The sequence below is a fragment of the Pseudomonas sp. zfem002 genome (assembly GCF_032621685.1).
Taxonomy (GTDB): domain Bacteria; phylum Pseudomonadota; class Gammaproteobacteria; order Pseudomonadales; family Pseudomonadaceae; genus Aquipseudomonas; species Aquipseudomonas japonica.
In genome coordinates this window covers 47,841-60,040 of record NZ_JAVYJH010000010.1, presented here as the reverse complement: position 1 = coordinate 60,040, position 12,200 = coordinate 47,841, and the positions used below count along the sequence as shown (strand labels likewise).

The window sequence follows — 12,200 nt, the reverse complement described above, 5'->3', positions numbered from 1 at the left end:
GTAGTGTGGCGGCGAGGGACCGGGCTGACAAGCCGGGGTGTCGCTAATTGCTCGACAGGCGGTCGCCGCGGGCGAAGCGCCAGGTCCGGATGATTTCCAGCCGGTCGATGTCCGACAGGTCGCCGGTGAACGGCGCGAAGGGCGCCGCCAGGCGCACGATGCGCTGCGCCGCCTGGTCCAGCAGCGGCTGGCCGGACGATTCCAGTACCAGCACCTCGTACAGCGAGCCGTCGCGGTTGATCGAGACCATCAGCCGCAGGCTGCCGTAGATCTGCTGGCGTCGGGCTTCGTCGGGGTAATTGAGGTTGCCGATGCGCTCGACCTTCTTGCGCCATTCGTCCTTGTACCAGGCGCCCTTGTCGCGCATGGTCGAGGCGGCACTGAGGCGGTGGATACGCGGGCGCTTGGCGTAGAGCTGTTGTTCGTTGGCCAGTTCGGCTTCGAGGCTGGCGATCTGGCTGGACAGTTGCGAGCTGTCGAAGTCCGGCGTCTGCGCCTTGGGCGCCTGCTGTGGCTTGGCTTCCTTGGGTGCGGGCTGCACTTTCTGCGGCTTTGGCGTGACCGTGGTGACCGCGGCCTTGGCCGGCGGCGGAGGCACGTCTTCCTGGCGCGAGACCGGCGGTGGCGTGACCTTGTTCACCTTGCTGTCCTGGAACGGCGCCACTTCGGTGGTCTTGGGCACTTCCGCCTTGTCCAGGGTGCCGCTGCCCTGCTGGTTCTCCTGGGCGAGGAAATCAGCCTTTTTCGGCGCCACTTCGCTCTTGAAGGTGGCCAGGGTGATTTCCATGGTGCGGCGGATTTCTTCCGGCTTGGCGAAGCTGAAGCTCACACCGAGGATCAGCGCCAAGTGCAGCAGCGCCGCCACGAACAGGGTAAAGCCCAGGCGGTCCGCCGCGCGAATGCGGGGCGGGGCAAAGTCGGCGGGGAGATCGGCGGGAAGCGTCATCTAGGGTCAACAACCGGCGGAGCGGGGAGCCAGGTGGCAAAGGACCGGCATGATAACCCACTCCGCGGCGTTTCCTCTTGTCGTCGGTCAGCGGGCCTTCAGCTGGCGATCGATGGCGTCCATCAACTGCCCGCCGATGTGGGTGTTGTAGGCCGCATCGATCTCGCGGATGCAGGTCGGGCTGGTGACGTTGATTTCGGTGAGGTAGTCGCCGATCACGTCGAGGCCGACGAACAGCAGGCCCTTCTCGCGCAGGCTCGGGCCGACCTGGGCGGCGATCCAGCGGTCGCGTTCGGTCAGCGGGCGGGCTTCGCCGCGACCGCCGGCGGCCAGGTTGCCGCGGGTCTCGCCGCTGGCCGGGATGCGTGCCAGGCAGTAAGGCACCGGCTCGCCGTCGATCATCAGGATGCGCTTGTCGCCGTCCTTGATCTCCGGCAGGAAGGCCTGCGCCATGATCTGCTGGTGACCGTGCTGGGTCAGGGTTTCGAGGATCACCGAGAGGTTGGGGTCGCCCGGACGGTGACGGAACACCGAGGCGCCGCCCATGCCGTCCAGCGGCTTGAGGATCACGTCGCCGTGGGTGGTGGCGAATTCACGCAGGATGTCGGCACGGCGGCTGACCAGGGTCGGCGCCATGCACTGCGGGAAGCGCGTGGCGAACAGCTTCTCGTTGCAGTCGCGCAGGCTCTGCGGGCGGTTGACCACCAGCACGCCTTCGGCCTCGGCCTGCTCCAGCAGGTAGGTGCTGTAGACGAACTCGAGGTCGAAGGGCGGGTCCTTGCGCATCAGGATCACGTCCAGCTCGGCCAGCGGGCTGTCCTGCTCGGCCTCCAGCTCGAACCAGCGCTCCGGGTTGGCGAAGACTTTCAGCGGGCGCATCCGCGCGCGGGCCTGGCCGGCCCCCAGGTAAAGGTCCTTCTGTTCCATGTAGAACAGCGTCCAGCCACGCTCCTGGGCGGCCAGCAGCATGGCCAGCGAGCTGTCCTTCTTGTAGGAGATGGACGCGATGGGGTCCATGACAATGCCGAGGCGAACACTCATGGGGGTAAATCCTCTCGGCGGCGCGGGGCCGCGGTGGTTCGAATGAAAAGTGGCTCAGGGTGGCGCCCGCGGCGCTGGCGGTCAAGCGGAAAACCCCGGGGTGACTCGATGGAATGCACCCTGTGAGTGTGCTAAAAATGCGTGGCAGGTGGCCGGCATGGCGCGATCCGACAGTAATGGTAGAGCGAATATGGTTCAGCCCGACGCGGCATTGAAAGTGATGGTGATCGACGATTCCAAGACGATTCGCCGCACCGCCGAGATGCTTCTGAGCGAAGCGGGGTGCGAGGTCATCACGGCCATCGATGGTTTCGATGCCCTGGCCAAGATCGTCGACCACCGTCCCGGCATCATCTTCGTCGACGTCCTGATGCCGCGGCTGGACGGTTACCAGACCTGCGCCCTGATCAAGCACAACACGGCGTTCAAGGACACTCCGGTGATCATGTTGTCGTCCCGCGACGGCCTGTTCGACAAGGCCCGCGGACGGATCGTCGGTTGCGATCAGTTCCTGACCAAACCGTTCAGCAAGGAAGAACTGCTGGAAGCGATCCGTGTCCACGTGCCGGGTTTCACCGCAGAAGAACAACACGCACCCTGACGCCAGCGCCCCGCGCGCTGGCGTCTTTCCTTTCATGGGGAACAGCATGGCCCGAATTCTCATCGTCGACGACTCGCCGACCGAAATGTACAAGCTCACCGGAATGCTCGAAAAACACGGGCACCAGGTGCTCAAGGCGAACAATGGCGCCGACGGCGTGGCCCTGGCCGCCCAGGAGAAGCCCGATGCCGTGCTGATGGACATCGTCATGCCCGGCATGAACGGTTTCCAGGCCACCCGCCAGCTGAACAAGGACCAGGCGACCAAGGACATCCCGGTGATCATCGTCACCACCAAGGACCAGGAGACCGACAAGGTCTGGGGCACCCGCCAGGGCGCCAAGAGCTACCTGGTCAAGCCGGTGGATGAAGATGCCCTGATCCGGGTCCTCAACGACGTTCTCAAGGCTTGACCCGCGGCGCCATGGGCGAGTCGCTGACCGCATTCGAGCTGTTGCTGGACATCGACCGGCGCTGCCGCCTGCTGGCCGCCGACCTGCCCTTGCAGGAAACCCGCCTGCAGACCTGGAGCGGCATCGGCTTTCGCCTCGGCGAGTACTGTTTCGTCGCGCCCATGGGTGAGGTCGCCGAAGTCCTCACTGCGCCACGCCTGACCCGGATTCCGGGGGGCAAGCCGTGGGTCGCCGGGGTCAGCAACCTGCGCGGCCAGTTGCTGCCGGTGACCGACCTCAGCGGTTTTCTCGGTCTGGAGCCGTGCCTGGCGCGCAAGCAGCGGCGGGTGCTGGTGGTCGATCACGACGAGCTGCTCACCGGTCTGCTGGTGGACGAAGTGCTCGGCCTGCAGCATTTCGCCCTCGATGGCCTGGAACTGTCGCCACCCGCGCCGCTGCTCGGCAGCGCCGCGCCGTTTATCCAGGGGCATTTCCAGCGTGAGCATTGCTGGGGAATCTTCAGTCCGTTCGCCCTGGCCCAGGCCCCGGGCTTTCTCGATGTCGCGCTGTAAAGGAACGCCAGACCCGTGAGCCAGCTCAAGTCCGCCAGTTCAGTCAAAGGTTCGCGCAGCAGCGCGCAGATCGCCGCGTTGTTCGTGGTGCTGATCCTCTCGATCATCCTGCTGTTCGCCAACTTCGCCTACCTGAACACCCAGGCCAACCACGACAAGCAGTACATCGGCCATGCGGGCGAGTTGCGCGTGCTGTCCCAGCGCATTGCCAAGAACGCCACCGAGGCGGCTTCCGGCAAGACCGTGGCGTTTCGCCTGCTGAGCGAGGCGCGCAACGATTTCGAGCAGCGCTGGGGCTACCTGAAGAAGGGCGACCCGAGCACCGGCCTGCCTTCGGCGCCGGTGACGGTACGCGGCGAGATGGACGCGGTGCAGCGCGACTGGGAAACCCTGCGCAAGAACACCGACGTGATCCTCGCCAGCGAACAGACCGTGCTGTCCCTGCACCAGGTCGCCGCGACCCTGGCCGAGACCGTGCCGCAACTGCAGGTCGAGTACGAAAAGGTCGTGGAGATCCTGCTGCAGAGCGGCGCCCCGGCCAACCAGGTGGCCGTGGCCCAGCGCCAGGCGCTGCTGGCCGAGCGCATCCTCGGCTCGGTCAACACCGTGCTGGCCGGCGACGACACCTCGGTGCAGGCCGCCGACGCCTTCGGCCGCGACGCCAGCCGTTTCGGCCAGGTGCTGGCCGGCATGCTCGGCGGTGATCCGGGCCTGCAGATCAGCCGCGTCGAAGACCCCGACGCCCGTGCCCGTCTCGGCGAGATCGCCGAGCTGTTCCAGTTCGTCTCAGGCTCCGTGGACGAGATCCTGGAAACCTCGTCGGAGCTGTTCCGCGTGCGCGAAGCCGCGGGCAACATCTTCAGCCTGTCGCAGACCCTGCTCGACGAAGCCTCGCGCCTGGCCAACGGCTTCGAGAACCTGGCCAGCGGCCGCACCCTCGACACCGTCGGCGGCTACGTGCTGGGCCTGTTGGCGTTGGCCTCGATTATCCTCATCGGCCTGGTGATGGTCCGCGAGACCCATCGCCAGCTCAGCGAAACCGCACAGAAGAACGAACGCAACCAGCAGGCGATCATGCGCCTGCTCGACGAGATCGAAGACCTCGCCGACGGCGACCTGACCGTCACCGCCTCGGTCACCGAGGACTTCACCGGGGCGATCGCCGACTCGATCAACTACTCCATCGACCAGCTGCGCGACCTGGTGGCGACCATCAACCTCAGCGCCGAGCAAGTCGCCGCCGCCGTGCAGGATACGCAGAACACCGCGCACCAGCTGGCCAAGGCCTCCGAGCATCAGGCCCAGCAGATCGCCGATGCCTCGATGGCGGTGGGCGACATGGCCGAGTCTATCGATCGGGTCTCCAGCCACGCCTACGAGTCCGCCAAGGTGGCCGAGCGTTCGGTGGCCATCGCCAACAAGGGCAACGAGGTGGTGCACAACACCATCCACGGCATGGACAACATCCGCGAGCAGATCCAGGACACCGCCAAGCGGATCAAACGGCTGGGTGAGTCTTCCCAGGAGATCGGCGACATTGTCAACCTGATCGACGATATTGCCGACCAGACCAACATCCTCGCCCTCAACGCGGCGATCCAGGCGTCGATGGCCGGCGAGGCCGGGCGCGGGTTCGCCGTGGTCGCCGACGAAGTGCAGCGCCTGGCCGAACGCTCGTCCTCGGCGACGCGGCAGATCGAGGCGCTGGTGCGGGCGATTCAGGTGGACACCAACGAAGCGGTGATCTCCATGGAGCAGACCACCGCCGAAGTGGTGCGCGGGGCGCGCCTGGCGCAGGACGCCGGGGTGGCCCTGGAGGAGATCGAAGGGGTTTCGCAGACCCTCGCCGAGCTGATCCTGAGCATCTCCGACGCAGCGCAGCTGCAGACCTCGGCGGCCGGGCAGATTTCCCACACCATGGCGATCATCCAGCAGATCACCTCGCAAACCTCGTCCGGCTCCACCGCCACCGCCGAGAGCATCGGCAACCTGGCGCGCATGGCCAGCGAGATGCGCCGCTCGGTCTCGGGCTTCACCCTGCCCAGCACCGCGGAGTCACGCTGATGGCGGCCGAGCGACAGGATTTCGTCGCCCTGGCCTGGGTCAGGGAGGCGATCGAGGACAATCTCGCTCAGGCGCGCCAGGCCCTGGAGCAGTTCGTCGATGGCGCCGGCAACGGCCTGGCGGGTTTCATCGAGCCCGTGCATCAGGTACGGGGCTGCCTGCTGATGCTGGAGCTCAACGGTGCCGCGCTGCTCGCCGAGGAAATGGAAGCCCTGGCCCGGGCCCTGGCTGACGGCCAGGGCGCGGCCAACGGCGAAAGCCAGGGTGCGCTGTTCCGCGCGCTGAGCCAGTTGCCGCTGTACCTGGAGCGCCTGCGCGGCGCGCGGCGCGACCTGCCGGTGCTGGCCTTGCCGCTGCTCAACCAGTTGCGCGCCGCGCGCGGTGCCGAGGCGCTGGGTGAAAGCGCGCTGGGCGTTGCCACGGGGGAGGCGTTCGGCCTGTCGCTGGATGCCTTGCAGGGGCATCTGCCGGACATGCCCGGCCGTGACGCGATGCGCTCGGTGGTGGCGGCGATCAGCGAGGACCTGTTGCGTATCAAGGAGCGCATCGACCGCTTCGTCCGTGGCGAGTCGCGCCAGACGGAAGAACTGGAGCCGCTGCTGGCGCCGCTGCGGCAGCTCTGCGACACCCTCGCCGTGCTCGGTTTCAACCAGCCGCGGCGGGTCATCCTCGACCAGGTGGCGGCCCTGCAGGGCATGGTCAGCGGCCAGCGCGCCAGCGAGCTGCCGGCGCTGCTCGATGTGTCTGGCGCCTTGCAGTATGCCGAGGCGAGCCTGAGCGGGATGGTCGGTGCCATGGAGTCGCCGCAGCACAACCCGCCGACCGGTACCGATATCGGCGAGATTCGCCAACTGGTGCTGGATGAGGCGCACGGCGTGCTGCTGCAGGCCCGCGACCTGATCGCCGATTGCCTCGAAGCCGGCTGGGAGCGCCAGCGCCTGCAACCCTTGCCGGACCTGCTCGGACAGATTCGCGGCGCCCTGGCCATGCTGATGCTGCCGCAGCCGGCGGCGGTGGTGCAGCGCTGCACCGATTACCTGCAGGCCCATGTGCTGCAGGCCGAAAGCCTGCCCGGCAGTGTCGAGCTGGAGCACCTGGCGGATGTCATCAGCAGCCTGGAGTGCTACCTGCAGGCCCTGAGCATCGATCTGCAGGCCGATGTCGAAGCCTTGCTCGCCCGTGCCCGGCGGGCCCTGAGCGACCTGGGCTTCCCGGTGCTGGCGCGGCCGGTGCAACTGGCGCCGCTGACCATCGCCGCGCCGGAACCGGTGGACGACGAGCTGCGCGAAGTGTTTCTCGAAGAGGCCGAGGAAGTCCTGCAACAGCTCGACCAGGACTGGCAGCGCTGGCGCGGCGAAGGCTATCCGCGCGAGGCGCTGATCGAGCTGCGGCGGGGCTTCCACACGCTCAAGGGCAGTGGCCGCATGGTCCGCGCGCTGGTCCTGGCCGAACTGGCCTGGGCCGGCGAGCACCTGCTCAACCGCATGCTTGAAGGCCGCGTCGGCGGCAGCGAAGTGGTGCTCAAGGCCATCGGCCAGGCCATGACCCTGATGCCACCGCTGGTCGCCGAGTTCGCCACCGGCGAAGTGCATGCCCATGCCCATGTCGAGCACCTGGCCAGTCATCTGCACGCCCTGGCGATGAACGATGGCATGGGCGCCGAGGACCACGCCGAAGCCATCGACCCGCAACTGCTGGAGATCTTCCGCAACGAGGCACAGACCCACCTGGCCAGTCTCGATGTGTTTCTCGAAAGCGCCGAGTTGTACCTGCCGGCGCCGGTCAGCGACGACCTGCAGCGGGCCCTGCACACCCTCAAGGGCAGCGCGGCCATGGCCGGGGTCACGCCGATCGCCGAGCTGGCCGGCGCCCTCGATCTGCTGGCCCGCGAGTTCAAGGCGCACCAGGTCGGTTTCGACCTCGACGAAATCTATCTGCTGCAGACCGCCGAGCCCTTGCTGCGCCGCGGCCTGGAGCAGCTTGAAAGCACGCCGCTGGCGCCGATCAAGGGCGCAGACATCCTCATCGAGCAGGTCGACCAGGTCGTCGGCGCGCGGCTCAAGGCGCTGCTCGAATCCCCGGACCAGAGCCTGCGGATCAAGCGCGATCCGCAGCTGATCGCCAGCTTCCTCGAACAGGGCATGGACATCCTGCTCGATGCCGAGTCGCTGCTGCTGCGCTGGCAGGAGCACCCTGGCGAGCGCCAGGAGCTCAATGCCCTGCTGGACGAACTGACCACCCTCGGGCAGAGCGCGCACCTGGCCAACCTGTGGCAGGTGGACGAACTGTGCGAAGCGCTGCTGGACCTCTACGGCGCGGTGGAGGAGAGCAGCCTGGGCGCCGATGCGCGCTTCTTCGAGGAGGCGCAGGCGGCGCACGAAGCGTTGATCAACATGCTCGACCAGATTGCCGCCGGCCAGGAGGTCGAGCCGTGCCCGGAACGCCTGCACGGGCTGCGCGAACTGCTCGAGCAGGGCCTCGACCCGGGCGCCATGGGACTGGTGCGCAGGCAGGCCGACGGTACCTCGCGCATCAGCGAACTGACCGACGTTACCCGCGACCTGGCTGAGCAGGACAGCGATCATGAACTGGTGGCGCTCTTCCTCGAAGAAGCCATCGATGTGCTGGACAGCGCCGACCAGGCCCTCAAGCGCTGGCTCGACGATGCGGACAACGCCTCCGCGCTGTCTTCGCTGCAGCGCGACCTGCATACCCTCAAGGGCGGTGCGCGAATGGCCGGCATCGGGGCGCTGGATGTGCTCGCCCATGAACTGGAGCTGCTCTACGAAGGCCTGGTGGACCGCCGCTACAGCCCGACCCTGGAACTGCTCAGCCTGCTGCGCGCCAGTCACGCGCTGCTGGCCAGGCTGCTGGCGCAACTGAGCCAGGCGCAACCCCTGGAGTCGGTGGTGGAAACCCTCGCCGCGCTGCGCGAGTTTCGCCATCACGCGCAGCCGGCCGGCACTGCCGGCAAGGCCGAACAGCCAGCCCAGGAAGGCGACAAGGAACTGCTGGAGGTGTTCCTCGAAGAGGGCGTGGACATCGTCGAGAGTGCCGCCGCCGCGCTGACCCGCTGGCAGGCCGAGCCGCGCAACACGGTCGAGGTGGAAAACCTGCTGCGTGACCTGCACACCCTCAAGGGCGGCGCGCGCATGGTGGAAATCGCCCCGATCGGCGACCTCGCCCACGAGCTGGAATTCCTCTACGAACACCTCGCCGCCGGGCAACTGCAGCCCAGCGCGGCGCTGTTCAGCCTGCTGCAGAACTGCCATGACCGCCTCGCCCACATGCTCGACGCGGTGCGCCTGCAGCAACCGCTGCATGCGGCCACCGCGCTGATCGACTACATCCGCAACTTCAGCAGCGCCGCCCTCAGCGACAGCGCTGCCAGCGCCCCGGGCAACGAGGCCGCGCCCGCCGAGGCACCGGCGCCGGCCCCGGAGCGGGCGGCTCTGGACATGGTCAAGGTGAATGCCGAGCTGCTCGACGACCTGGGCAACCAGGCCGCGGAAACCTCGATCCTGCGCGGGCGCCTGGAGCAGCAGATCAACGACGCGCAGGTCGCCCTCAACGAGATGGAAACCACCCTGGAGCGCATGCGCGATCAGTTGCGCCGTCTCGACACCGAGACCCAGGGCAGCCTGCTCAGCCGGCTGCAGATCGACGGCGATGCCTACGAAGATTTCGACCCGCTGGAGATGGACCGCCACTCGCAGCTCCAGCAACTGTCGCGGGCGCTCTCCGAGTCGGCGTCCGACCTGCTCGACCTGAAGGAAACCCTGACCACGCGCAACCAGATGGCGCAAAGCCTGTTGTCGCAGCAGGCGCGGGTCAACAGCGAGTTGCAGGAAGGCCTGATGCGCACCCGCATGGTGCCGTTCGAGCGCCTGGTGCCGCGTCTGCAGCGCGTGGTGCGGCAGACCGCCAGCGAGCTGGGCAAGCAGGTCGAGCTGGTGGTGGGCAACGCCGAAGGCGAGATGGACCGCAGCGTTCTCGAACGCATGGTGGCCCCGCTGGAGCACATGCTGCGCAATGCCGTCGACCATGGCCTGGAAAGCCGCGAGGCACGCCTGGCGGCGGGCAAGCCGGAGCAGGGCATGATTGCCCTGAACCTGCTCCACGAAGGCGCCGACATCGTCATCGAGATGTTCGACGACGGCGCCGGGGTGCCGCTGGAGGCCGTGCGCAACAAGGCGATCAAGCGCGGCCTGCTGGACCCGCGCAGCGAGCTCAGCGACCACGAGGTGATGCAGTTCATCCTCCAGCCAGGCTTCTCCACCGCCGAGAAGATCACCCAGATTTCCGGACGCGGCCTGGGCATGGACGTGGTCCATGAAGAGGTCAAGCAACTGGGCGGTTCGATGGTCATCAGTTCGGTGGCGGGCAAGGGCGCGCGCTTCCTGATCCGCCTGCCGTTCACCGTGTCGGTCAACCGCGCGCTGATGGTGCATTGCGGCGAAGAACAGTACGCCGTGCCGCTGAACGCCATCGACGGCGTGGTGCGGGTACCGCCGGCGGAGCTGGAGGCCTGCTACCGCCTCGATCCGCCGCGCTACGAATACGCCGGGCGCGGCTATGAATTGCGCTACCTCGGCGAACTGCTGCAGGGCGAGCGCCAGCCGCGCTTGCTCGGGCAGACCCTGCCGCTGCCGGTGCTGCTGGTGCATGCCCATGACCAGCAGTTCGCCGTGCAGGTGGACAGCCTGTCGGCCAGCCGCGAAATCGTGGTCAAGAGCCTCGGCCCGCAGTTCGCCGCGGTGCAGGGCCTGGCGGGTGCGACCCTGCTCGGTGATGGCCGGGTGGTGCTGATTCTCGATGTCCTGGCGCAGTTGCGCGGCCTGCACCTGCGCCTGGCGCAGCAGGCCGGACGCGCCGAGCACCAGCCGTTGTTGCCGGTTGGCAGCGGTCCGGCGCGGCCGCTGCTGGTGCTGGTGGTGGACGACTCGGTCACCGTGCGCAAGGTTACCGGGCGCCTGCTGGAGCGCCATGGCATGAACGTGCTGACCGCCAAGGACGGTGTCGATGCCATGGCCGTCCTGGCCGAACACCGCCCCGACGTGCTGCTGCTGGATATCGAGATGCCGCGCATGGACGGCTTCGAGGTGGCGACCCAGGTGCGTCAGGACCCGTGCTTGCACGACCTGCCGATCATCATGATCACTTCGCGCACCGGGCAGAAGCACCGCGACCGGGCCATGGCGATCGGCGTCAACGACTATCTGGGCAAGCCGTATCAGGAATCGGTGCTGTTGCAGAGCATCGCCCGCTGGAGCCAATTCAATGCTTGAACAAGCACCCCGCAGTGGCCGGCGCAGCAGCCTGACCGGGTTGTTGCTGCCGCTGAGCGACCGCAGCCTGGTGCTGCCCAATGTGGCGGTAGCCGAGCTGATCGGCTACCAGCACTGTGCGCCGGCGCCGGAGCATCCGGCCTGGTTGCTGGGCTGGATCGACTGGCGCGGCCAGCGCCTGCCGCTGTTGAGTTTCGAGGCGGCCTGCGGTGGCCAGACCCAGGTCGGCGCGCGGGCGCGGATCGTCGTGCTCAACGCCCTCGGCGGTACCACGCGCAGCTTCTTCGCCCTGCTGGTGCAGGGTATTCCCCGCTCCTGCAAGCTGGACAGCCAGCTCAACTACGTCGATGTACCGCTCGGCGAACTGGAACTGGCGGCGGTGCAGGTGGGCGAGCAGGTCGCCCGGGTGCCGGATCTGGTGGCGCTGGAGAAGCTCCTGCCAGCCTAGAAATCACCCCACAGTTGCTGCGCCACGGCCAGCGCCACCACCGGCGCGGTTTCCGTGCGCAGTACCCGCGGACCGAGGCGGGCGGAATGGAAGCCGCTGGCCTTGGCCTGTTCGACCTCGGCGTCTGACAGGCCGCCTTCCGGACCGATCAGGAACGCCAGACTGGCCGGGCGCTCATGGCTGACCAGCGGCTCGGCCACCGGGTGGAGGACCAGTTTCAGTGCTTCGTCGCGGGCGGCCAGCCATTCGGCCAGGGTGGCCGGTGGCTCGATGCGCGGCACGCTGGAGCGGCCGCATTGCTCGCAGGCGCTGATCGCCACCTGGCGCCAGTGGGCCAGGCGCTTGTCGGCGCGTTCGTCCTTGAGGCGCACTTCGCAGCGCTCGCTGACGATCGGGGTGATCACGTCGACGCCCAGCTCGGTGGCTTTCTGGATCGCCCAGTCCATGCGTTCGCCACGGGACAGGCCCTGGCCGAGGTGGATGCGCAGGGGCGATTCGGCCTGGCCGGGGAGGGCCTGGTCGAGGCGCACGCGCACGGTCTTCTTGCCTACTTCCAGCAGCTCGCCGAGGAATTCCTCGCCGCTGCCGTCGAACAGTTGCACGGTATCGCCGGCGTTCATGCGCAGTACGCGGCCAATGTAGTGGGCCTGGGCTTCAGGCAGGTCGTGCTCGCCGAGGCTCAGCGGGGCATCGATGAAAAAGCGGGAGAGTCGCATTGGGGGCTCTACTGTTCAAAGGTATCTGCGTTGACCTTGCGGGCCTCATCGCGGGCAACGCCCGCTCCCACGGAACCTGCGGTGCACGCTGTCCTTGTGGGAGCGGGCGTTGCCCGCGATGAGGCCAGAAAGG

The 12,200-nt window shown here is 67.5% G+C and carries 9 protein-coding genes; 6 read left to right on the top strand and 3 right to left on the bottom strand.

All coding sequences use genetic code 11. The features are described from left to right. Positions 1-43: 43 nt before the first annotated feature. Positions 44-946, bottom strand: a complete 903-nt coding sequence (locus tag RTI28_RS13635) for an energy transducer TonB (RefSeq protein ID WP_316920919.1) — start codon at positions 944-946, stop codon at positions 44-46. Positions 947-1,033: 87 nt separating this feature from the next. Continuing rightward, complete coding sequence (gshB, locus tag RTI28_RS13630) at positions 1,034-1,987, bottom strand: glutathione synthase (protein WP_316920918.1); 954 nt, start codon at positions 1,985-1,987, stop codon at positions 1,034-1,036. A 190-nt stretch (positions 1,988-2,177) separates the two neighbouring features. Between gshB and pilG the strand changes: the two genes are divergently transcribed. Genes pilG through RTI28_RS13600 form a run of 6 tightly spaced genes read left to right on the top strand, consistent with a single transcriptional unit; the run spans position 2,178 to position 11,351 of the window. Then, the gene (gene pilG, locus RTI28_RS13625) at positions 2,178-2,588 is read left to right on the top strand and encodes a twitching motility response regulator PilG (protein ID WP_316920917.1); all 411 of its coding nucleotides are present in this window, start codon (positions 2,178-2,180) and stop codon (positions 2,586-2,588) included. Between the two features lie 46 nt (positions 2,589-2,634). Beyond that, complete coding sequence (pilH, locus tag RTI28_RS13620; protein WP_316920916.1) at positions 2,635-3,000, top strand: twitching motility response regulator PilH; 366 nt, start codon at positions 2,635-2,637, stop codon at positions 2,998-3,000. An 11-nt stretch (positions 3,001-3,011) separates the two neighbouring features. After that, entirely contained in the window at positions 3,012-3,551 is a 540-nt protein-coding gene (locus RTI28_RS13615; protein ID WP_316920997.1) for a chemotaxis protein CheW, read from the top strand. 15 nt (positions 3,552-3,566) lie between these two features. After that, positions 3,567-5,615, top strand: coding sequence for a methyl-accepting chemotaxis protein (locus tag RTI28_RS13610; protein ID WP_316920915.1), 2,049 nt, complete (start codon positions 3,567-3,569; stop codon positions 5,613-5,615). Further along, on the top strand, positions 5,615-10,903 hold the full coding sequence (locus RTI28_RS13605) for an Hpt domain-containing protein (protein WP_316920914.1): 5,289 nt from the start codon (positions 5,615-5,617) through the stop codon (positions 10,901-10,903). The genes RTI28_RS13610 and RTI28_RS13605 overlap by 1 nt, the downstream gene beginning before the upstream one ends. Next, positions 10,896-11,351: a chemotaxis protein CheW gene (locus tag RTI28_RS13600; protein ID WP_316920913.1), complete on the top strand. Its 456-nt coding sequence runs from the start codon at positions 10,896-10,898 to the stop codon at positions 11,349-11,351. Before RTI28_RS13605 ends, RTI28_RS13600 begins: the two co-directional genes overlap by 8 nt. Here RTI28_RS13600 and RTI28_RS13595 read toward each other — a convergent pair. Then, positions 11,348-12,067 (bottom strand): 16S rRNA (uracil(1498)-N(3))-methyltransferase, encoded by a 720-nt coding sequence (locus tag RTI28_RS13595; RefSeq protein ID WP_316920912.1) that lies wholly within the window; start codon positions 12,065-12,067, stop codon positions 11,348-11,350. The two genes, RTI28_RS13600 and RTI28_RS13595, sit on opposite strands and share 4 nt — an antisense overlap. Positions 12,068-12,200 lie beyond the last annotated feature (133 nt).